Origin of the sequence: Paeniglutamicibacter sulfureus (assembly GCF_030512175.1) — a bacterium.
GTDB lineage: Bacteria > Actinomycetota > Actinomycetes > Actinomycetales > Micrococcaceae > Paeniglutamicibacter > Paeniglutamicibacter sulfureus.
The window spans coordinates 733,731-755,345 of record NZ_JAULBL010000001.1; the positions used below are offsets into that span (position 1 = coordinate 733,731).

The following is a 21,615-nucleotide window of genomic DNA, read 5'->3' on the forward strand; positions in this document are numbered from 1 at the left end:
TGGATTTCGGGAAAGAGGGCGGTCAATGCCCGGGCACAAAGCGGCGGATGGCCACTGCGGAGGTTGCGGCCAGCAAGGCCAGTGCCGCCCAAGGGGCGGCCGCTGCCAGCGACGGCAGGTAGGCATGTTCATAGAGCGGACCCAATAGGGCATTTCCAGCCAGCACGGCCAGCCCCCCGCACGTGGCGAGCAGGCCGTAGTACGCCCCGGCGGGATGTCCGTTGGCAAAGCCGGCGACCAGGCCCAGGGCCGTAGGCGTCACGCACATGTGGCCCAGCGCCAGGGCAGTGACCATCAGTGCGGCGGGGGCGAGGGACGCGCCCTCCGGCGCCTCCCGTGTTGCCAGCACCGCCAAGAGCAAAAATCCCACGGCCTGCACGGAAAATCCGAGCGAGAGGGCCGTTTTGTCCCCGACGCGGCGCATGAACCCGGCAATGGGCCATTGCAGGGCCACGGTCAGAAGCGAAACGTAGACAAAGACCCCGGCTAGTGCCCCGACTCCGGCGCCGCTGCGTTCAAGTTCCACCGGCAACCCGAGGTAGAGCTGGTTGTAGGCGAGCAGGTTCACCGCGTAGAACGAGGCAAACAGCACAAACCGGCGTTCACGCAGGCACGCCCAGGTGCCTGCCCCCTCCCGATTCCCGACCCGTGAAATCGCTGTTTGGCCCCCGGCGTCGGTTCCCGGAATCCACCGCAGGAAGACCAATGCCATGACGGCAAAGATCGCCGCGCCGGCCAGCAGCGCGGCATCGATGCCGACACCGAGCAGCAAGGCACCGAGCACCGGGCCTGCCACTGCGCCGATTTCACCGAAAATGACCAGCAGCGCAAAAAGCGTCGGCTTGGCGCGGGTGCCGGCGTTCCCCGTCTCCATGGACCGGGCCGTGCCCACCAGGCTTTCGAGCGCCGGCGAGAACAGGGCTCCACCGACTCCAGTGATGATGGCACCGGCCAGGAACGAGGGAAAGTCCGCGGCCCAGGCCAGCACCAGATAGCCGGCAACCCGCACCAGGGTGCCGGAAACCATCAGCCGCCGCGCTCCCCACCTATCGGCCAGCACCCCTCCGATCAGGAACATCCCCTGCTGGGCGAAGGTCCTGGCCCCCAGCACCACCCCGATTGCCAGGGCACCCATGCCGAAGTCCCCGCGCATGCTCACGGCCAGGAAGGGGACAACGGAAAAGAATCCCACATTGAAAATCAGCTGGCTGGCCAGAAGCAGCCCGGGAGCGGGGCCTGTGCCCTGTACCCGGTCGGGCTCGCCGGCAAGGACGCGGGTGCCGCTCATGCGGCGCCCGTTCGGGTGCCCAATTGCGGGATGGCTGCCAGCAGCTCCCGGGTTGCCGGGTGCCGGGCAGTGTGGAACATATCGAGGGTGTCGCCCTCCTCCACGATGCGCCCGGATTCCAGCACCACGGTGCGGGAACATAGCCGGGACACGGCGGAGAGGTCGTGGGACACGAACAGCAGTCCCATTCCGTCCTGCCGGACCAATTTCTCCAGCAGCCCCAGCACCGCATCGCGAAGCGGCAAATCCAGCCCGCTGACGGGTTCGTCGGCCAACAGGATCGACGGCCCGGGAACCAGGGCCCGGGCGATGGCGACCCGCTGGTTCTGCCCGCCGGAGAGTTCGGCCGGCTTGCGTCCCAGCAGTCCGGGATCGAGTTCGACGCGTTCCAGGGCGCGATGGATCATTTGCCGGTGTTCCCCCTGGATGCGAAGTTGCCTCAGCGGCTCGAGCATCAGTTGTTGGACGCTCATGCGCGGGTCCAGGCTGCCGGCGGGGTTCTGCGGGACGTACTGCACGAACCGCCGGTACCACCGCAGAGAGGAAACCGGACCGGGAACCAGCGGGTTGTCATTGAACTGGACGGATCCGGAGTCCACCTTTTCCAGGGCGAGCAGGCACCGCACAAGCGTTGACTTTCCGGAGCCCGAGCTGCCCACCAAGCCTACGGCTTGGCCTGCTTCGATGCCGAGGTTGATCCCGCGCAGCGCCCGGTGGCCCTGACGGCTCCTCGGCCACCGGCCAGGATAGCCGTGGACCAGATCCAGGGCGCGCAATCGGGCCGTCATGCGGCCGCCACCTCGAGCGGAGGAGCGAAGGATGAGCGGGCCGAATCGACCATGGCAGCGGTGTAGGGATGCCGTGGCCGGGCGATCAACTCCGGCATGTGGGCCTCCTCGATTTTCCGGCCGTCCTGCAGCACGACCGCGCGGCCGCATATTTGCTCGGCAGCGGCCAGGTCGTGGGTGATCAGCAGCAGGCCACCCGCGGTGGAAGGGACCCCCGCCAGGATCTCGAGCACCCTGGCCTGGTTGACGACGTCAAGAGCCGTGGTCGGCTCATCGGCCACCAGGATGTCGGCCCGGCAGGCAAGCGCCAAGGCGATGCATACTCGTTGCAGCTGTCCGCCCGACAATTCCCCGCTGAAGCTGCGCAGCATGCGGTCCGCGTCGGCCAGTCCCACCGAGGCCAGCAGCTCACGGGAAATTTCACGCGCCTCGCGTCCCGAGAGCCCCGCGTTGCGCAGTGGCATGGCCAGCTGGCGGCCCAAGCGCACCAGCGGGTTGAGTGCTGCGGCCGGGTTCTGGTGGATCGCGGCGAATTCCCGCCCTGCGAGCCTTCGGCCCCGGAGCGGAATTTCCTTGCCGTTGACGCGCAGCATCCCCGTGGCCTCCATCCCGGCCGGGAGCTGCCCCAGCAAGGCCGCCGCCGTGAGGGACTTGCCGGATCCGGAGGACCCCAGCAATGCCAGTTTCTCCCCGGGTTCGATGCTGAAGTCCAGCCCCGCGACCAGGGGTTTCCCGTGCAGGGAGATGGTGAGGCCTTGGACGAGCAGGGCAGTCATAAAGTGCGGGCTTTCGTGTGGCGGTTCGGATGGCAAACGCTATTGCAACTAACAATCATTCTCGTTAAGAGCTCGATCGAATATTACCCCATGCAGGACACGGCTTCCGAAACGACCGCTCACGGAACTCCCTAGCGGGGGGATTTTCGTCCGTGAGCCTGGCGTCGCAGGTTCGTTGCGCCCACGAACACGAAATTGCTTCGCGAACGGAGACAAGACGGTGTCAGCACGGCCCTGACCCGTTCAAGAAGATGGGGGGCAGTGGCGGATGGCGCCGTGCGGCCACGTTCCGCGGATTCCGGTGCCGCGTCGCAGGGTTCCTGCGCCCCGGATTCCACTAGATGAGTCAGTCCTAATTGACGCTTGGAACGAGACAGGGTCCGGGAACTTGTTCCCGGACCCTGTTAATCGCTGGCGGAGAGTGCTAAGTCTCGTATGTGAACCCAAAACTCAACACTCTCCTGACCACACTCTACGTCCTACTCACCGATCGTGTCCTGCCGGATTTGGGATACGACCGCTCGAGCAAACCCGGCCGCAAGGCCATCTTGAGCGATGCCGAGCTGCTGTGCCTGGTCGTGGCCCAGCACCTGCTGCACGGGCACTCCTCCGAATCGCGATGGGTCCGCTACGCCCGCACCCACCTGCGGGAACTGTTCCCCGGCATCCCGCAGCAATCCGGCTACAACAAGCGCGTGCGCGCCGCCGGAACCCTGATCAGTGCGGTGATCACCGCCCTGGCCAAAGACACCGAATCCTGGCACGAGATCCTCCGCCTGCTGGATTCGACCCCCGTCCCGTGCGGCACCAGCCGCGAAACAGTCAAGCGCTCGGACCTGGCCGGGCACGCCGGCTACGGATACTGCGCCTCGCATTCGCGCTACTTCTGGGGCTTTCGCCTGTACCTAGTCAGCACCCCCGAGGGCATGCCGGTGATCTGGGGACTGGCCAACCCCAAGCTCGGGGAACGCGAGGTCACCGAGGCCCTGCTGCGCCACGACCACCATCTGGTCCGCGACGGGCAGGTCATCCTTGCCGACAAGGGTTTCGCCGGAAGGGACTTTGAGCGGTTCATCGCCGAGGACCTCGGCGCCAACCTGGTGCGGCCGGACCGCAAGGACGAAAAGCCCAGGTTCGGGAAGTTCGGCGGCATCCGCCAGTGGATCGAGTCCGTCTTCGACAGCCTCAAGGGCCAGCTCGGGCTCGAACACCACGGCGCCAGAACCCTCGAAGGTCTCTACGCACGCGTCGCGTCAAAGCTCCTGGCCCTCGCGGCAGGAATCTGGCACAACTGGAAAACCAACGCACCCCGCAAACGCTCCCTCACCGCCTACGACCACTGAAATGATTAGGACTTAATCATCTAGGCTGGTGCGCACCATGGACTACAGGAATACCACCCACCAGACCGGCGGCCGGGAACGGGCGATTGGCGAAGATTCGCGGCCCGGGGAAGACGAATTCCGCGTCGACATCGAGCGCATCCGCTTCTCCCCTTATTTCTCGCGGCTCTCGGCGGTCACCCAGGTGATCCCGCAGGCCGGCGCCGGCACCGTGGTGCACAACCGGCTCACCCACTCGCTGAAGGTCTCCGCGGTGGCACGCTCCATTGCCATCGGGTTGCGCAATGCCGACGAGCCCACGCGCACGCTGGTGGCCGATCTCGGCGGCTGCGATCCCGTCGTGGTGCAGGCGGCCGCTGCCGCCCACGACCTGGGCCACCCGCCCTTTGGGCATCTGGGCGAACAGGAACTGGACCGGGCGGCCCGTCAGATCCTCGGGTTGCCCGACGGGTTTGAGGGCAACGCCCAAAGTTTCCGCATCCTCACCGCGCTGGACAGCTGCGACGCGAGCCCGCGCGGGCTGAACCTGACCCGTGCTGTGCGTGCGGCGGTGCTGAAGTACCCCTGGACCCGCAACGAATGGCGTTCCCTGCCGGCTCGGTCCCCGGAACTTCTGCCGCGCGGCGTGGGCCTCGGCGATGGAAACGCCGCCTTGAAATACTCGGCCTACGACATCGAGGCCGCCGAGATGCGTGACGTTCTTTCCGTTTTCCCGCAGATCGCCGAGCACCAACAGACCCTGGAATGCTCGGTCATGGACATCGCCGATGACATCGCCTACGCGGTGCACGACCTGGATGACTTTTATCGTGCAGGGGTGCTGCAGTATTCCCCGGTGTCCGCCGAGCTGCGGCACTGGCTTGATTCCGGCGCCGAGTTGGCCAGGCTCGATGTGTGCGAACTGGACCAGCGCCTGCCCGGCCACGGGCTCGAGCGCACTTGGCGGCGGGTTGCCGCCAAAGACCCGTGGATAGCCAATGCCGACGCCTTCCGCGCCTCGGTGCAGCGCGTTGGCCATGACCTGGTCGAAGGGCTGCTGTCCCTGCCCTATGACGGCGGACTTGACGCCGACCGCGCAGTCACCGCCTTCACCCGGCGCTGGATCGACAGGCTCCAGGCCTCGATCGCGGTGGAGAAGGACCCCGTGATTCGCAGCGGGCACGTCCGCTTGGCTGACGAGGCCTGGCACGACGTGGTGGTGCTCAAGTTCGTGCACGAGCGCTTTGTTCTGGAACGCTCCGACCTGGCGCTATACCAGCGCGGACAGACCCGCATCATCAGGTCGCTGGCCGAGGGCCTGGCCGCGTGGCTGGATGATCCACAGGATGCAGCCCGCGCACCGCGCAGGCTGCTGGACTCCGTCGAGGCGGCAACCGGCGAATACCGCCAGCTCTATTCCGAGACCTCCGGACCGCTTCCGGATTCCTCACGCAGGGAGATCGAGCGGCTGGGACGGGCCCGGGCCATCGTCGACTACATTGCCTCGTTCACCGACGCGCAGGCCGCCTCCGTCAATGCCCTGCTCACCGGCACCTCGGAGAGCATCTGGGAAGTCGGACGCGGGTTGTAGATGCGTGACAGCCGTTCAATCGCGGAAGGCGGGAGAAAAATGGTGGATGTTTTCTCCCGCCTTCGACACTGATGAAAGAAGTTCCATGGACTGCGTGATGCCGTTGCGGATCTTGGAAGCCGTGAGGCTGCTGCACCGCATGGGCTATGGCGGGCTGAGATTCAATCCCGGGCTCAGCGCCTCGGGCATGTTCTGGCGCATCGCGCTGTTTTCCCAGGATTCACTGGATGTAAGCGGGGATGCCACTGAGCCAATCGGGGATGAACAGTGCCTGCGCTATTCAAATGGCGAAGGATACGAATTCAATGCACGTCAGTTCCCCGAAGACGTCGGCCATGTCACGGTCGCCGAGGAAATCCTCGCCGCATTGCCCAAACTGCAGCGAAGCGATCCGCGGAATGCCAATGATCGGGCGTACACGGAATGGTTTGCACGTCTCCTTCCGTTGGTGAAGAGCACATCCGGCCTGCCGATTGCCTACTGGGACTCCTATGGAGAGGACAAGGGTTGGAAGCTGGCATGGCCCGTTGACCGGTATGTGGAGTCACCGCCCGACAACCAGGCAATTCCCACACCGAAAAAAGACGAGCACTATGTCCTTGGGCTATGCGACGAGATCTTGGGCGAAGGACATGTCAGCCAGATGACGTTCGGATGGTTGCGTGGCGATCCTTCGCTGGCCACCGGCAAGCGCTCGAAGCTCCCGGTCGACGGCTTTTGGCGTACGCACGGGATCGTCGTGGAATTCCACGAGCGCCAACACAGCGAACCTGTTCCGTTCTTCGATGACAAGATCACGGCAACGGGAATGACCCGCGGCGAACAGCGCAAACTCTATGACCGTCGCAAAGCTGAACTTATCCCCCAAAACGGGTCGATATTGATAGTGATCGAGCAGAGTGATTTCCCACTGCAGAAAAACAAGATCGCCCGCGACCATGACCGGGACCTGCGCATCGTCAGGCGCCGTCTCTCCGCATTCCTACGCTGAATGCACGAATGCCGCGTAACCACTTTGCAGTGGTTACGCGGCATTCTTTTCCCAGTGAGACTACTTCTTGAGCAGTTCCAGTGCGGTGTTCAACGTCGTGGACGGACGCATGATGGCTGCGACCTTCTCCTCGACCGGGCGGTAGTAGCCACCCAGATCGACAGGGGCACCCTGCACGGCGGCGAGCTCGGCCACGATGGCTTCCTCGTTGCCGCCCAGTGCCTCGGAGACGGCCTTGAAGGCAGCTGCCAGCTCGGTGTCCTTGGTCTGTGCCGCCAGTTCCTCTGCCCAGTACTTGGCCAGGTAGAAGTGGCTGCCGCGGTTGTCCAGCTCGCCGGCCTTGCGCTTGGGCGACTTGTTCTCCAGCAGGAAGGTGCCGGTTGCGGCATCCAGGGTGTCTGCCAGGATCTGCGCGCGAGCGTTGTCCGAGGTGTTGGCCAGGTGCTCGAAGGAGACGGCCAGGGCCAGGAACTCGCCCAGGGAATCCCAGCGCAGGTGGTTTTCGTTCACCAGCTGCTGCACGTGCTTCGGGGCCGAGCCGCCGGCACCGGTCTCGAACAGTCCGCCACCGGCGATCAGCGGCACGATGGAAAGCATCTTGGCGCTGGTGCCCAGTTCGAGGATCGGGAACAGGTCGGTGAGGTAGTCGCGCAGCACGTTGCCGGAAACCGAGATGGTGTCCTCGCCGCGGCGGATGCGATCGATGCTGTACTTGGTGGCATCGACCGGCGAGAGGATCTCGATGGTCAGGCCCTCGGTGTCGTGGTCCTTCAGGTACTCGTTGACCTTGGAGATCAGCACGGCGTCGTGCGCGCGGGTCTCGTCCAGCCAGAACACGGCAGGGGTGGCCGAGGCGCGGGCGCGGTTGACGGCCAGCTTGACCCAGTCGCGCACCGGCACGTCCTTGGTCTGGCAGGCGCGCCAGATGTCACCCGGGAAGACCTGGTGTTCGATGAGCACGCCGCCGGTGGCGTCCAGGATCTGGACGTGGCCGGCTGCCTTGATCTCGAAGGTCTTGTCGTGGGAGCCGTATTCCTCGGCAGCCTGGGCCATCAGGCCGACGTTCGGGACGGTGCCCATGGTGGTCGGATCGTAGGCACCGTTGGCGCGGCAGTCGTCGATGACGACCTGGTAGATGCCCGAGTAGGAGGAGTCCGGCAGAACTGCCAGGGTGTCGCGTTCCTTGCCCTCTGCATCCCACATGTGCCCCGAGGTGCGGATCATGGCGGGCATGGAGGCATCGACGATGACGTCCGAGGGTACGTGCAGGTTGGTGATGCCCTTGTCGGAGTCCACCATGGCTACTGCGGGGCCCTCTTCCAGGCCCTTGGCGATCAGTGCCTCGACGCCGGCGCGCACCTCGTCGGAGAGCTCGTCGAGCCCGCCGAGGATGGCGGCAAGGCCGTTGTTCGGGTTCAGGCCTGCTGCTTCAAGCTGCTCGCCGTAGGTCTCGAACAGCTCGGAGAAGTAGGCCTTGACGACATGGCCGAAGATGATCGGGTCCGAGACCTTCATCATGGTGGCCTTCAGGTGTGCGGAGAACAGCACGTCTTCGGCCTTGGCACGGGCAACCGCGTCCTTGAGGAACTTGTTCAGCGACGCGGCGTGCATGACGGTGCCGTCGATGATTTCGTCCTTCAGCACCGGCAGGGCCTTCTTCAGGACTTTGACATTGCCGTCTTCGCCGACGAAGCGGATCGAGAGGTTCTGGGGGTTGTCGATGACAACGGACTTCTCGTTGGCACGGAAGTCATCCTCGGTCATGGTGGCGACGTTGGTCTTGGAGTCAGCGGACCAGGCACCCATGGTGTGCGGGTTCTTGCGGGCGTAGTTCTTCACGCTCAACGGTGCGCGGCGGTCGGAGTTGCCCTCGCGCAGCACCGGGTTCACGGCGGAACCCTTGATCTTGTCGTAGCTTGCGCGAATTTCGGTTTCCTCGTCCGAGGACGGGTTGTCCGGGTAGTCCGGAAGCGCATAGCCGGCGGCCTGCAGTTCGGCAATGGCTGCCTTGAGCTGCGGGATGGAGGCCGAAATGTTCGGCAGCTTGATGATGTTTGCATCCGGGCTCTTGGCCAGGGCGCCGAGCTCGGCCAATGCGTCGGGAATCTGCTGCTCTGCAGTGAGGTGGTCGCCAAAGGCGGAAATGATGCGGCCGGCCAACGAGATGTCGCGCGTCTCGATCTCTACACCCGCGGTCGAGGCGTATGCTTCGACAATCGGCAGGAACGAGTGGGTTGCCAGCATCGGAGCTTCGTCGGTGTGGGTATAAATAATCTTGGCCATAGGTGCGGCGTCTCCCTGAACGGTCTTCTCGGATATGAATGGTCCGACTTGATCTCAACAGCCCTAACTTACCCGATTTACTGCGCCCGGACACTTTTTGTGGCGAGACTCCCCTTCTCCCCCGGACCCTTTTCACCCCGAAAAGCCGGGCCAATCGAGACCGCGGCGGCACACCCGCGTTAAGTTAACCCCTCATAACTGAACCGCGGATACCCCTCCCTCAGGTGCCTGGGAACAGCTTCCCCAGCTCACGGACGGTTTCATCGAAGAGCGCCAGCGGATCGGAGTCCACCCCGTCGAATTCCTGGCGGGCGAATGATTGCCAGGCTACCCGCCAAGCGGCCGTCACCACCTCGGCAACCAGGAGCGCCTGGATCGGCCGCAGCGGGCCCCGTTGCGCCAACGACGCACTAAGCCCCTCGACAAGGTTTCGCTCCTGGCGCGTGGCAACCCGCATCATCTCCGGTTCCTGGACCATCAGTCGGGAAATCCTGCGGAAGTCGCTCTCTGCCACCTCCAGGGCGAAGAGCTCGCGGCACACGGCCAACAGGTCACCCAGGATCCCGGCGGCATTGCCATGCCGGCTTTCGCAGGCCACCAGGGCGTCGATCAGGCCCTGCTGGCCGGGCATGAGGGCATGTTCCTTGGACGAGTAGTAGCGAAAGACGGTGCGCTCGGAAATGCCCACGCGTGCGGCGATGTCGCCGATCGTGGTGGCATCCATCCCCTTCTCTTCCACGAGGTCCAGCGTGGCACCCTGGATCTCGCGCAGCATTTGGGCGCGATGCTCTTCACGGATACCCATGGCTCAGCTCTTTTCTTGAATCGGAGGCGCTCCCGGATAGGCGCGGGGCTCACCACACTATATTTCATGTCACACTATGACAGAATTTGCTTACCAAAGCTGTCAGACCATGACATGATTTTCTTCGTTCAAATCTTACAGAAGAGGTAGCTTCCGATGGCTCTGTCCACAGAAGACACGATTTCCCCGCCGGCAGCTCCTGCGCGGCAGGCTCCGCCCACCCTGCCCACCAAACAACTCGTCGGCATCATCGGCTCCCTCGCGCTCGCCGCGTTCCTGATGATCCTGAACGAAACGGTGCTCAGCGTCGCCCTCCCGGCGATCATGGTGGACCTTTCCGTGTCGGCAGCCGCCGGCCAGTGGCTGACCACCGGTTTCCTGCTGACAATGTCCGTGGTCATCCCGACCACAGGCTATCTGTTGCAGCGCTTCAGCTCCCGGAGCCTATTCATTTTCGCGCTGTCCAGCTTCCTGGTCGGCACCTTGCTCGCGGTCTTCGCGCCAAGCTTCGCGGTGCTGTTGGTCGCCCGCATCATCCAGGCCATCGGCACCGCCATTGTGCTTCCGTTGCTGATGACCACCACCCTGATGCTGGTGCCCGTGCACAAGCGCGGCGCCATCATGGGCCTGAACTCGATCGTCATCTCTGTCGGTCCCGCCATTGGACCGACGGTTTCCGGCGCAATCGTCAACGCCTTCACCTGGCACTACATCTTCATCCTGATGGCACCGCTGGCTGTGGTCATCCTGGTCCTGGGGATCATCTTCATCAAGCTCCCGTCCCACGCCCGCAAGATTCCGCTCGATGTCCTTTCGGTCGTGCTTTCCGCGCTTGCCTTCGGCTTCCTGGTCTACGGCATCTCCAGCCTTGAGCACGCCGCCGACAACCTGGTCGTCACCGTCGCTTCCTTCGCCATCGGACTGGTCGCCCTGGCTTTGTTCATCAAGCGCCAGGTTCGGCTGACCCGCGTCGGCAAGGAGCTGCTGAACCTCACTCCCTTCAAGACCCGCACCTTCACCTTCTCGGTGGTGATGATCATGATCGCGATGGGCACCCTGCTGGGCACCATCGTGATGGTCCCGATCATCCTTGAATCCGGTGCCGGCTTCACCACCCTGTCCATCGGCATGATGCTGCTCCCCGGCGGTCTGGCCCAGGCGGTCGTTGCACCGATCTTCGGGCGCATCTACGACCGTTTCGGTCCCCGCCCGGTCCTCATTCCGGGAGCCGCCATGCTGGCGCTGGGCCAGTGGATGTACGTCACCGTGGATTCCGAGACCGCGCTGTGGATGTTCATGGTCAACCACATCGTCTTCTCCATCGGCCTGGCCCTGCTGATGACCGGTCTGATGTCATCGGCCCTGGCCACTGTTGAGCCTCGCCTCTACGGCCATGGCTCGGCCATTTTCACCACCGGCCAGCAGCTCGGCGGTGCCATCGGCACCACCATTTTCGTGACAGTCATGTCGCTGCTCGCCGGTTCCAAGATGGAAGCAGGTTCGGATCTGGCCCACGCGCTGTTCTCCGGCGCGCACGTTGCCTTCATCGTCGGCGCCGTCCTGGCCACCGTTGGCCTGGTGATCTCCCCCTTCGTCAAGGTGGACAAGCAGCGATAGCGGCAGCATCGACCAAAGAGGCTGAACTCAGGCCCCGGGCGAACCAATCGTCCGGGGCCTCGGCACACCCTGAATCTTCGTGTCCTCTTTCCCTATCGGCACGGGACGCCGACCGGGGATCTTGAACGGATTACCATGGTGGGCGCATTGGGCCGGGGCATGCCCGGGTGACGGAGTCATGTCCCACAAGGCTTCAGGCTTCCTGGGACCCTAAAGGCGTCCTACAATGCTGAAACGATCCAGATCACCAAGGCAATGGCCACCAGAACTCCCACGATTGTCCATACAAGGCCGCTTCCACGCATGTCCTTCACTTCCATTCTCTTGGTTGGTACCTCTCATCATCGGCTTACGAAACCCGCATATCAAGGTTTTGCACTGTGGTGCGCATGGCGCTCAACCTGATTTCACCGACACAGTGGATCGCTCGTTTTCCTCACCATCGCATGACGCGATCTGCTCTCTTGGCGCGATGCTGCGGGCTGTGCGGATCGGGATAACCTCGACCAGTGACCGAATCCGCCGCGCGGGTTCGGTGATGCATGGCAAGTTCCTGATCGACTGCCAGAACCGATGTGCTCGGACAAGTGAACGTTGAGACCAAGTACCTCCCGGCAAACCAGGCAAACGGTGTGGAGACCAGCTCGGGAAATTGAAGAAGGCATTTGTTCGGGACCATATGTCTTCCGGTTTCCCCGCATCCAAACGACGGCTTAAACGGAAAGCTGCCGCCGGCGTTTGCCCCTGAAGGCGAAACGCCGGCGGCAGCCGGATCACTTGTTCCTAGTGGAAGAAGTGGCGTGCTCCGGTGAAGTACATGGTGATGCCCGCTGCGTTTGCTGCAGCAATGACCTCTTCATCACGGACCGAACCGCCGGGCTGCACCACTGCGCGCACACCGGCGTCCAGCAGGATCTGCAGGCCGTCGGCGAACGGGAAGAACGCATCCGAGGCTGCAACGGCGCCCTTGGCACGCTGTGCCGAGACGCCCTCGGCGCCCGAGGCCCCGCCCGCGGCATCCACGGTGGACTCGACGGTGACGCCCAGGGTGTTGGCGCGCTCGACCGCAAGCTTGCAGGAATCCACGCGGTTGACCTGGCCCATGCCGATGCCCACGGCGGCGCCGTTGTTGGCCAGCAGGATGGCGTTGGACTTCGCGGCACGCACAGCGGTCCAGGCGAAGGCCAAATCGGCCAGGGTGGCCTCGTCGGCAGCCTCGCCGGCCGCAAGGGTCCAGTTCGCCGGGTCGTCGCCGTCGGCGTCGACCTTGTCGGACACCTGGACCAGCACGCCGCCGGAAACCTGGCGGATTTCGGCCGGGTAACGGCCGTAGCCCTCGGGCAGTGCCAGCAAGCGGATGTTCTTCTTCTTGGAGAGGATCTCCACGGCTTCGGGTTCGAAGGCCGGAGCGATGACGACCTCGGTGAAGATGTCCTTGACCGTGTTGGCCATGCCCGCGGTCACGGTGCGGTTTGCGGCAATGACGCCGCCGAAGGCCGAAAGCGGATCGGTGGCGTGCGCCTTGGCGTGCGCGTCGGCGATCGGGTCCGCGGCATCGGCGGAGGCCACTGCGACGCCGCAGGGGTTGGCGTGCTTGATGACCGCAACTGCCGGTGCATCGAAGTCGAAGGCGGCGCGCAGCGCTGCATCGGCGTCGACGTAGTTGTTGTAGCTCATGGCCTTGCCGTGCAGCTGGTCGGCCTGGGCGATGCCCGCCGGGGCGGCCTTGTCCACGTAGAGGGCTGCCTGCTGGTGCGGGTTTTCGCCGTAGCGCAGGACCTCTGAGCGTTCCAGGGCCAGGCCCGAGTACGCGGGCCAGTCGATGACTCCGTCGCCGTCCTCGTCGAGGAACTGTGCCGCGGTCCACGAGGCGACAGCGGTGTCATAGGCGGCGGTGTGTGCAAAGGCCTTGGCGGCCAAGCGCTGGCGGGACTTCAGGTCGAAGCCGCCGGCCGCGGCCGCCGCAATGACGGCGCCGTAGGCGGCGGGGTCCACGACGATGGACACGGCGGCGTGGTTCTTGGCCGCCGAGCGCACCATGGCAGGGCCCCCAATGTCGATCTGCTCCACGACGTCGTCCATGGCGGCGCCGGAGCGCACGGTGTCGACGAATGGGTAGAGGTTCACCACTACCAAGTCGAAGGCCTCGATCTGCATGTCTTCGAGGGTCTTCATGTGCTCCGGGACGCGGCGGTCGGCCAGGATGCCGCCGTGCACGCGCGGGTGCAGGGTCTTGACGCGGCCGTCAAGCATCTCCGGCGAGCCGGTGACTTCCTCGACCTCGGAGACCGGGATCCCCGCGGCCGCAATGCGCTTGGCGGTGGAGCCGGTGGAAACCAGTGCGACGCCTGCCGCATGCAGGCCCGCTGCCAGCTCCTCCAATCCGCTCTTGTCGTAGACGGAAATCAGTGCCCGGCGAATCGGGACGCGATCAAGGACGGTCTGGCTCACAAAAGTCTCCCAGGGTGCGGTTTGAGGGGGGTGCTATGCCCCATCTTATCCCGCACCCAGTTGGGGGACTTCTTGTGTGGCGCGGTGGTTACTTGATCATCTCCCCCGCGGGAGTGACTACGTACCAGACGTCGTTCAGGCCCTGGCCCAATACATCGCCCGGCTTGGTGTCCTTGGCGAAGTAGTACAGCGGCATGCCGTTGAGCGTGAGGTGCTTCTCACCCTCGGGGCTGTCGATGGTCCCGACTTCGCCGGTGACGCCCTCCACCACGGGGGTGTCTCCGCTGGCCACCGCGATCGGCCATGCGACCAGGCAGTCGCCGGTGCACGCGCTGGTGGTGGTGTCCTTCTTGTCCTTGGTGAAGTAGTAGAGGCTCATCCCTTCACCGTCCACGACAATGGTGCCCAGGCTGGATTCGCCGGTCATCAGGTCGGGCGTTGAAGCCGCAGGGCTCGAAGCCGCGGCACTGGTCTCGGCCGGCGCCGTCGTTGCCGCCGTGCCCGGGGCTGCCGGAGAGTCGTCGTCGCCGGAAGCACAGCCGGAAAGCAGCAATGCGGCACCCAGCAGGACCGCAGCTGAAGACGCGAACGCCTTGTGATGAATACGGTTCATGATGCAATTCCTTACACTCGAAGGGCGAAACGGCACCCCGATTCCACGGGGCCAGAGCGCCCCGGGGAACATTCGGGCAGAACCGAGAGGGAACTCTTACCAGCTAAGACGCATCGACCGGGGACAAGGTTCATGCTTTTCAGAACTTTTTTTGCGCATACTTGAATCATGGTTGAACCGTTTGCAGTCCCGATGCGTCTCAGTTGGTGACCCGATGTTTCCGAAACGACTCACTGGAGCCCATGTGCCACTCGATGCGCAAGTGGTGTCGGACATCTACCGCGACCACGGAGACGCCCTGCGACGCTTCGTCCTGCGTGTAGCCAACGACCGGGACGAGGCCGACGACGTCGTGCAGGAAACCGTGCTCAAGGTGTGGAAGACCGCACCGGAGCTGACCGGTTCGCTGCGCAGCTACCTGTTTGCCACCGCCCGCAACGTGATCATCGACAGACACCGCCGGGCCGCGGCGCGGATTTCCGCAACCGCGCTCGGCGCGCAGGATCCGGAAGGCCCGGGCGTGCCTGTGGGCATGGAAGCTGTTTTGGACAGAATTCTCATGGAGGAGGCTTTGCTGCGTTTGACCCTCGAACACCGGCAGGTGGTGATCCACATGCATTATCTGGGCTCCACCGTGGCCCAAACGGCATCGAGCCTGGGGATCCCCCAGGGCACGGTGAAATCACGGGCGTACTACGCCATGCGGGCCCTGCGCGGGATCCTGGCGGAAATGGGAGTGGAACAGTGAACGAGCACATGAACCTGGGTGCCTACGTGCTGGGCGGACTCGACGCCGACGAGACACGGGCCTTCGAGGCGCATCTTGCCGGCTGTGGGCAGTGCCGCCAGGAACTCTCCCTCTTCGCCCCGGTGTCGACGAGGCTTGGCGCTTTGGACGCGCAAGACGCCCGCGCCTTGCTGTTCGGGGACCACGCCATCCCGGAGGAAGGCCCCGGAGCCAGTCTCCTGGACCGGTTGCGGGAGAGGCGGCGAACCCGGCGGATCCTGTTGGGGTCGGCGGCAGCGGCGGCTGTCGCTGCATCAGTTGCCGGAGGCGTCTTCCTGGCACCCGTGCTGCGACCGGCACCGGCCCCGGATGCCACCTACGAGGTGGTCTCGGCAGCGGGACCGCGCGTGGACCTGGGACTCAATGCCAAGGCCTGGGGCACCGAGCTCCAATTCAGGGGAACCGAGTTGCCCACCAGCGGGACGCTGTCCTTGTGGGTGGTGGACGAATCGGGGGAAGTCGACCGTGCCAGCTCCTGGAACGCCACCAAGACGGGCACTGCCCGCGTGAGCGGCGCGGTGCCCACCGAAATGGGGAGAATTTCTGCGATCCAGCTGCGCGACGTGGACTCCAGGATCCTCGCGGAGCTCAAGCTTCCCGGGGATCCTTCGAGCCTGTCGAGCTAATGCGCGAGTTCCGGGAAGTGCTTGGCCAGCTGGGATTCAGTGAGGCACCTGCGCAGGAGCGCATCGCCGTGCTCCTCGTCGGAGAGGTAGACCACCACATCCGAGTTTCGACCCACGGCCAGGGCGGAGCGCAGTGACTCGGTGACGCGGATGAGCATTTCGTAGTACAGGCGGTTGGTCCGTTCCCATCCGTGGTCCTTGGCCACGTCGGTCAACGCCTGGCTCCACAGCGCCGTGGCCGATTCGTCAAAGAGCTCGATGGGGCTCCACTGCCAATCCGAGGGGTTCCACTTTGAGGAATAGTAGCCCTGTTCGGCATCGGAGGTCAGGGCGTCGAATTCCTTGAGCACCGCGTCAATGTCTTCGTCGTCGTCATCCTCGTCCACGTAAACGTCGTCATCCTCGTCGTCATCGTCCGAGTCATCGTCATTGGTGTCGTCGTTGTCATGCAGATGGACGTCCCGGTCGGACCCGTCATCGTCGGCATCGGGGCGTTCTTCGAAGTCTTCGGCTTCGTCCTCGTCCTCGAAGTCCTCGGCATCCGGTTCCTCGACGTTGACGCTGAGGGCACGGGTCAGGGCTTCTTCGGAGTTCAGTGCGAGCACGGGCAAATCGATGTGGTCGGTTTCGTCGGCGCTCACCCCGTCGAGGGCAATGGCATAGAACACTTCGTCCGGGTGACGGTCAATTATTTCCTCCGCCTGGCGAAGAGCCGACACCCGTATCGCCTCTTCGAGAGCGGTCCAATCTACTCCCATATCCAGAGCCTACCCCGGGTTGCCCCGCACCGGAACAGCCCCGGCACAAGGGGCTTCGCCGAATTTTCCCGGGCCGAAAAGATGCCGATCCACGAAACGCCAAGCCACAAAATGTCAAGGGCTATTCTGTGGTTTGCCGATTCAGCGCGTAGCGTTGTTGCTGGCGCCGGAGCACGTTTTCCGCCGGTGCCGCAATTGCCACATTGTTGCCGCGGTTGGACCCGTCCCGCGCCAGACCGCTCCTGTCCGAAAGCCAAGCCCAGATGAACAATTACTTGAAGCTACCCACCGGCGAGTCGGTCGTCCAGAACCTCCCGTGGAAGTGGGGCGTGCAAGGGAAGATCTTCATCATTGGCGGACTCGGGTTCATGTTCGACGCCTGGGATGTCACGCTCAATGGCGCCTTGATCCCCTTGGTCGCCGCGGAGTGGGGCCTGGACAGGACCACCGCGGCGCTGCTGGGCACCGGAAACCTGCTGGGCATGGCCCTGGGCGCCTTCCTCTGGGGAACCATCGCGGACAAGATCGGCCGTAAGAAGGCCTTTACCTGGACACTGTTGATCTTCTCGATCTTCACCGTTGCCGGCGCCCTGGCCCCGAGCTTTGCATGGTTTGTGGCCTTCCGCTTCATCGCCGGGGTGGGACTGGGCGGCTGCATCCCGGTGGACTACGCTCTGGTGGGTGAATTCACGCCCGCCAAGCAACGCGGCCGGGTACTCACGGCCATGGACGGCTGGTGGCCGGTGGGCGCAGCCCTCTCATTCTTCATTTCCGGTTGGGTCCAGGCGACCACCGGAAACTGGCGGCTCATCCTGGCAGTCATGGTGCTCCCTGCATTGATGGTCTTCTGGGTCCGCCGCAGCGTTCCGGAGTCCCCGCTCTATCTGGTCCGCAAGGGCCAGCGGGATGAGGCGGCGAGGGTCATTGACGACCTGGTCGCCCGCACCGGGGTACCCGCACAGTCCTACACCCTTCCGGAACCGGAGGCCGCCCCTCGATTGTCCCCCGGCTCCTGGCTTGAGCAGCTCGTGAAGATCTGGCGTTTCAGCCCACGGATCACCCTGGTTTCGTGGTCGCTGTTCCTAACCATCCTGCTGGTCTACTACCTGGCCCTGACGTGGATGCCGTCGATCCTGGCGGACACGGGCATGGTGCAGTCCACCGCGTTCTTCATGACGTCGGTGATGGCCCTGATGGGCCTGATCGGCGTGGTCATTGCCGCACTGTTGGTGGAGCGGGTCGGCCGCAAGTGGTTGCTGGGCATCACCGGTCCGTTGTCAGCCCTCATCCTGGTCATGGTCGCGGTGACACTCAATGCACCCGCGTTGGCGCTGCTCTGGTTGCTGGTCTTTGGTGTAGTCGTACAGATCGCCATCCCGGTGCTGTACGCCTACGTGTCCGAGCTTTACCCGACCGAGCTGCGCGGGTCGGGCTTCGGCTGGGCATCTTCGTTCAGCCGCCTGGGCGCCGGATTCGGACCGCTGCTCTTCGCCTCATTGTGGCCGGTGGTTGGACTGGGCAATTTGTTCATGGCGGCAGGGGTCCTGGTGCTGGGCGCTGTCATCCTGATGGCATTCTTCGCCCCCGAGACCAAGGGCCGGGCCCTACAGTAGAGTCCGGTCCACTGCCTTGCAGTGGATTCCGAACCACCCCTGTGGCCCCTGGGCCTGCCCAGAGCGCCCGGTATGCTGCCGGAGCTATCGGTTAGTCTGGATTCATAGGTCAACTCCCCGAATTTCCGCGAAGTCTGCGGCATCACAAGATGAGGCCGCAGGACGTCGGAGCCCGCAGTCTCAATTGGGCTGCGAAGCGCCGGCCAATGCCCCACACCGCTTTTTCCGAGCAAGGATTCATCAAGGGCCAAAGCCCGGCGAAAGGCATCCATGCATGATGACATTCCGTTGACCCTTGGACGCGTCAAGCGAGTCCTCGAGGAACGCATCCGCCCGGCCATCCACCCGGTTTTGATCCCGCTTGACGTTGGCTGGTTTCAGCTTCCGGGCGAGCCCATCGCGCCGGCGGACGCCCTGGGCCTGGAGTACACCGATTATCAGGTCGGCACTCCCTGGGGCGCAGCCTGGGGAACCACCTGGTTCCGCCTGCGCGGAACGGTTCCCTCCTCTTGGGCGGGCAAGCGCGTCGAGGCCCTGGTCGACCTTGGCTTCGACCAGACCCTGACGGGTTTCCAGTGCGAGGGGCTGGTCTACCGCGGGAACGGCACCACCGTGAAAGCGATCAATCCGCGCAACCAGTGGATCCCCGTCGCGGATCCCGCCGCGGGCGAAGAGTCCGTCGAGTACTTCATCGAAGCCGCAGCCAACCCGGTGCTGCTTGGCCACCACCCGTTCCAGCCCACCGCCGAAGGCGACATCCGGACCTCGTCCTCGCGGAAGATCTACGCCACCGGTCGCATGGACCTGGCGATCTTCGAGCCGGAGGTCCACGAGCTTGCCCTGGACCTTGAGGTGCTGCTCGAGCTCCAGGCCGAATTGCCCCAGGGTCCGCGCCGGATGCGCATCCTGCAGGCCATGGACAAAGCATTGGATGGGCTCGACCTGCAGCACATCACCGAAACCGCGCCGGATGCCCGCACCGAACTGGTGGAAGTGCTTTCCAGACGCGCCGATGAGAGCGCCCACCACATTTCCGCGGTGGGACACTCCCACATCGATTCGGCCTGGTTGTGGCCGGTGCGCGAGACCATCCGCAAAGTCGCCCGCACTTGCTCCTCCATGGTGGAAATGCTCGGCATGGACAAGGATTTCCTCTACGGCATGTCCAGCGCGCAGCAGTACGCCTGGCTCAAGGAACACCGCCCGGAGGTCTACGACAAGGTCAAGGAGGCAGTGGCATCCGGCCGCTTCCTTCCCCTGGGCGGCATGTGGGTCGAGTCCGACACCGTCATGCCTTCCGGCGAGTCCCTGGTGCGCCAGTTCCACTACGGCCAGAAGTTCTTCCGCGAGGAATTCGGCGTCACCTGCGCCGGCGTGTGGCTGCCGGACTCCTTTGGCTACTCCCCCGCCCTGCCGCAGCTGATGCGCCGTGCCGGCTTCGAGTGGTTCTTCACCCAGAAGATCTCCTGGAACCAGCAGAACACGTTCCCGCACCACAGCTTCCTCTGGGAAGGTATCGATGGCTCGCGCGTGTTCAGCCACTTCCCGCCCATGGACACCTACAACGCGCAGCTTTCGGGCGAAGAGGTGGCCCGTGCCGCGCGCCAGTTCCGCGAGTCCCGCCACGCGACCGGATCGATAGCCCCGGTGGGTTGGGGAGACGGCGGCGGCGGCACCACCCGCGAGATGACCGGCAAGGCACGCCGCCTTGCCGACCTCGAGGGAAGCCCCACCGTGAGGTGGGAGCATCCCGACGCGTTCTTCGCCCGCGCCAAGGCCGAGTTGGAGAACCCTCCGGTGTGGGTGGGCGAGCTCTACCTGGAGCTACACCGTGCAACGCTTACCTCCCAGCACCGGACCAAGCAGGGCAACCGCCGCACCGAACTGCTGCTGGTGGAGGCCGAGCTGTGGTCGGCAACAGCAGCCGTGTCCTCCCGCTTTGCATACCCGTATGCCGAAATCGACGCATTGTGGAAGCAGGTTCTGCTCCACCAGTTCCACGACATCCTGCCGGGCACCTCCATCGCGTGGGTCCACCGCGAGGTCGTGGCCGAGTACGCCACGGTGACCCAGCGCGCCGAAGCCATCATTGCCGCGGCACAGGCAGCGCTGGTGGGCACCGGCGACACCCCGATCACCCTCAACGCGGCTCCGTTCACCCGCTCGGGCGTGCGCACCGGCGCCGGGGCGGCAGTTGCCGATCTGGCGCCCGTCACCGACACCGTGACGGCCACAGAGTCCCCGGAGGGCTTCGTGCTCACCAACGAGCTGGTCACCGTCGCGATTTCGCGCGAGGGACTGATCACCTCCGCGATAGACCACCTCAGCGGCCGCGAGACCATTGCCGCCGGCAAGGACGCGAACCTGATGCAGCTGCACCAGGACTTCCCGAACAAGTGGGACGCCTGGGACGTGGACAAGTACTACCGCAACCAGGTCACCGACCTGCGCGAACTGGATGCGATCACGCTGGCCACCGATGCCGACGGTACTGCGCGCGTGGTCGTTGAGCGCAGTTTTTCCGCCTCGACCCTGCGCCAGGATTTGACCCTGGCACCGGGTTCGCGGGTACTGCAGATCGAGCAGGCCACTGACTGGCACGAGACAGAGAAGTTCCTGAAGGTCGCCTTCCCACTCGACATCCGCGCGGAGCACACCATCGCCGAAACCCAGTTCGGCTACCAAAAGCGCGTCACCCACGTGAACACCAGCTGGGAGGGCGCGAAGTTCGAGACCTCGATGTACCGATTCGTGCTGGCCGAGGAGCCCGGCTTCGGCGCGGCGCTCATCAACGATTCCATCTACGGTTTCGATGTCACCCGGGATTCCACCGAGGCGGGGGTGACGACCAATGTGCGGCTCTCGCTGCTGCGCGCCCCGCGCTTCCCCGATCCGGAAACCGACCAGGGCCTCCAGAGCCACCGCTACGGCCTTGTCATCGGCGCCGACATCGCCTCCGCGACCGAGGCAGGGGCCCTGATGAACAGCGCCGAACGCACGGTCACCGGCGCCCACGGGTTCGATCCGCTGGTCACGGTCGAGGGCACGGGCATCATGCTCTCCAGCGTGAAGCTGGCGGGTGACCGCTCGGGCGATTTGGTCGTGCGCGTCTATGAATCCCTGGGGCGCCGGGCCGCCGGCACCGTGAACGTGCACCGGCCGGTGGAGTGTGCCTCGGTGACCACCCTGCTGGAGGATCCGATCGAAGGTCCCGGCGGGATGGCCGAACACACCGACGGCTCGGTCGCCATCGCACTGACGGCCTTCGAGGTGCGCACCTTGCGCTTCCGGCTCGGCGGCTAGCCC

General features: G+C 64.6%; 16 protein-coding genes. 8 read left to right on the top strand and 8 right to left on the bottom strand.

All coding sequences use genetic code 11. The features are described from left to right. Positions 1-22 precede the first annotated feature (22 nt). The 3 genes from Q2T94_RS03215 to Q2T94_RS03225 are packed head-to-tail and all read right to left on the bottom strand — an operon-like array spanning position 23 to position 2,852. The gene (locus tag Q2T94_RS03215; RefSeq protein ID WP_302262852.1) at positions 23-1,288 is read right to left on the bottom strand and encodes an MFS transporter; all 1,266 of its coding nucleotides are present in this window, start codon (positions 1,286-1,288) and stop codon (positions 23-25) included. Then, positions 1,285-2,076 carry an ABC transporter ATP-binding protein gene (locus Q2T94_RS03220; RefSeq protein WP_302262853.1) on the bottom strand — a complete coding sequence of 264 codons (792 nt, stop codon included), beginning with the start codon at positions 2,074-2,076 and terminating at the stop codon, positions 1,285-1,287. Before Q2T94_RS03220 ends, Q2T94_RS03215 begins: the two co-directional genes overlap by 4 nt. Next, positions 2,073-2,852: an ATP-binding cassette domain-containing protein gene (locus tag Q2T94_RS03225; protein WP_302262854.1), complete on the bottom strand. Its 780-nt coding sequence runs from the start codon at positions 2,850-2,852 to the stop codon at positions 2,073-2,075. Before Q2T94_RS03225 ends, Q2T94_RS03220 begins: the two co-directional genes overlap by 4 nt. A gap of 437 nt (positions 2,853-3,289) precedes the next feature. On the opposite strand from Q2T94_RS03225, the gene Q2T94_RS03230 reads away from it, so the two are divergent. From Q2T94_RS03230 to Q2T94_RS03240, 3 genes are read left to right on the top strand one after another with little or no spacing between them, the layout of a single operon-like run. Further along, positions 3,290-4,195 (top strand): IS982 family transposase, encoded by a 906-nt coding sequence (locus Q2T94_RS03230; protein ID WP_302262855.1) that lies wholly within the window; start codon positions 3,290-3,292, stop codon positions 4,193-4,195. A 37-nt stretch (positions 4,196-4,232) separates the two neighbouring features. Beyond that, positions 4,233-5,765 (top strand): deoxyguanosinetriphosphate triphosphohydrolase family protein, encoded by a 1,533-nt coding sequence (locus tag Q2T94_RS03235; RefSeq protein WP_302262856.1) that lies wholly within the window; start codon positions 4,233-4,235, stop codon positions 5,763-5,765. 46 nt (positions 5,766-5,811) lie between these two features. Continuing rightward, positions 5,812-6,756, top strand: coding sequence for a hypothetical protein (locus Q2T94_RS03240; protein ID WP_302262857.1), 945 nt, complete (start codon positions 5,812-5,814; stop codon positions 6,754-6,756). A gap of 60 nt (positions 6,757-6,816) precedes the next feature. On the opposite strand, the gene Q2T94_RS03245 is transcribed toward Q2T94_RS03240, so the two are convergent. Both Q2T94_RS03245 and Q2T94_RS03250 read right to left on the bottom strand, forming a co-directional pair. After that, positions 6,817-9,039, bottom strand: coding sequence for an NADP-dependent isocitrate dehydrogenase (locus Q2T94_RS03245; RefSeq protein WP_302262858.1), 2,223 nt, complete (start codon positions 9,037-9,039; stop codon positions 6,817-6,819). 220 nt (positions 9,040-9,259) lie between these two features. Beyond that, the gene (locus tag Q2T94_RS03250; RefSeq protein ID WP_264268342.1) at positions 9,260-9,844 is read right to left on the bottom strand and encodes a TetR/AcrR family transcriptional regulator; all 585 of its coding nucleotides are present in this window, start codon (positions 9,842-9,844) and stop codon (positions 9,260-9,262) included. A gap of 156 nt (positions 9,845-10,000) precedes the next feature. On the opposite strand from Q2T94_RS03250, the gene Q2T94_RS03255 reads away from it, so the two are divergent. Continuing rightward, positions 10,001-11,461, top strand: coding sequence for an MDR family MFS transporter (locus Q2T94_RS03255; RefSeq protein WP_302262859.1), 1,461 nt, complete (start codon positions 10,001-10,003; stop codon positions 11,459-11,461). 783 nt (positions 11,462-12,244) lie between these two features. Here Q2T94_RS03255 and purH read toward each other — a convergent pair. Beyond that, entirely contained in the window at positions 12,245-13,912 is a 1,668-nt protein-coding gene (purH, locus tag Q2T94_RS03260; RefSeq protein ID WP_264268344.1) for a bifunctional phosphoribosylaminoimidazolecarboxamide formyltransferase/IMP cyclohydrolase, read from the bottom strand. Between the two features lie 88 nt (positions 13,913-14,000). Beyond that, a complete protein-coding gene (locus Q2T94_RS03265; protein ID WP_302262860.1) occupies positions 14,001-14,525 on the bottom strand; it encodes a COG4315 family predicted lipoprotein in 525 nt (174 codons plus the stop codon). Between the two features lie 244 nt (positions 14,526-14,769). Between Q2T94_RS03265 and Q2T94_RS03270 the strand changes: the two genes are divergently transcribed. Next, on the top strand, positions 14,770-15,273 hold the full coding sequence (locus tag Q2T94_RS03270; RefSeq protein ID WP_302262861.1) for a sigma-70 family RNA polymerase sigma factor: 504 nt from the start codon (positions 14,770-14,772) through the stop codon (positions 15,271-15,273). Then, complete coding sequence (locus tag Q2T94_RS03275) at positions 15,270-15,938, top strand: zf-HC2 domain-containing protein (protein WP_302262862.1); 669 nt, start codon at positions 15,270-15,272, stop codon at positions 15,936-15,938. Before Q2T94_RS03270 ends, Q2T94_RS03275 begins: the two co-directional genes overlap by 4 nt. Here the strand turns inward: Q2T94_RS03275 and Q2T94_RS03280 are convergent. Further along, on the bottom strand, positions 15,935-16,696 hold the full coding sequence (locus Q2T94_RS03280) for a DUF4303 domain-containing protein (protein WP_302262863.1): 762 nt from the start codon (positions 16,694-16,696) through the stop codon (positions 15,935-15,937). The genes Q2T94_RS03275 and Q2T94_RS03280 overlap by 4 nt on opposite strands. A 263-nt stretch (positions 16,697-16,959) precedes the next feature. Here Q2T94_RS03280 and Q2T94_RS03285 point away from each other — a divergent pair, with 263 nt between their 5' ends. After that, positions 16,960-18,309, top strand: a complete 1,350-nt coding sequence (locus Q2T94_RS03285; protein ID WP_302262864.1) for an MFS transporter — start codon at positions 16,960-16,962, stop codon at positions 18,307-18,309. Positions 18,310-18,579: 270 nt separating this feature from the next. Continuing rightward, entirely contained in the window at positions 18,580-21,612 is a 3,033-nt protein-coding gene (locus Q2T94_RS03290) for an alpha-mannosidase (RefSeq protein ID WP_302262865.1), read from the top strand. Positions 21,613-21,615 lie beyond the last annotated feature (3 nt).

What these genes read in the sequence shown, in the direction of transcription:
- Q2T94_RS03255 (WP_302262859.1), top strand. Translation starts at nt 10,001, where the DNA reads ATGGCTCTGTCCACAGAAGACACGATTTCCCCGCCGGCAGCTCCTGCG.
- Q2T94_RS03265 (WP_302262860.1), bottom strand. Translation starts at nt 14,525, where the DNA reads ATGAACCGTATTCATCACAAGGCGTTCGCGTCTTCAGCTGCGGTCCTG.
- Q2T94_RS03220 (WP_302262853.1), bottom strand. Translation starts at nt 2,076, where the DNA reads ATGACGGCCCGATTGCGCGCCCTGGATCTGGTCCACGGCTATCCTGGC.
- Q2T94_RS03245 (WP_302262858.1), bottom strand. Translation starts at nt 9,039, where the DNA reads ATGGCCAAGATTATTTATACCCACACCGACGAAGCTCCGATGCTGGCA.
- Q2T94_RS03235 (WP_302262856.1), top strand. Translation starts at nt 4,233, where the DNA reads ATGGACTACAGGAATACCACCCACCAGACCGGCGGCCGGGAACGGGCG.
- Q2T94_RS03250 (WP_264268342.1), bottom strand. Translation starts at nt 9,844, where the DNA reads ATGGGTATCCGTGAAGAGCATCGCGCCCAAATGCTGCGCGAGATCCAG.
- Q2T94_RS03225 (WP_302262854.1), bottom strand. Translation starts at nt 2,852, where the DNA reads ATGACTGCCCTGCTCGTCCAAGGCCTCACCATCTCCCTGCACGGGAAA.
- Q2T94_RS03290 (WP_302262865.1), top strand. Translation starts at nt 18,580, where the DNA reads ATGCATGATGACATTCCGTTGACCCTTGGACGCGTCAAGCGAGTCCTC.
- Q2T94_RS03280 (WP_302262863.1), bottom strand. Translation starts at nt 16,696, where the DNA reads ATGGGAGTAGATTGGACCGCTCTCGAAGAGGCGATACGGGTGTCGGCT.
- Q2T94_RS03240 (WP_302262857.1), top strand. Translation starts at nt 5,812, where the DNA reads ATGTTTTCTCCCGCCTTCGACACTGATGAAAGAAGTTCCATGGACTGC.
- Q2T94_RS03285 (WP_302262864.1), top strand. Translation starts at nt 16,960, where the DNA reads ATGAACAATTACTTGAAGCTACCCACCGGCGAGTCGGTCGTCCAGAAC.
- Q2T94_RS03215 (WP_302262852.1), bottom strand. Translation starts at nt 1,288, where the DNA reads ATGAGCGGCACCCGCGTCCTTGCCGGCGAGCCCGACCGGGTACAGGGC.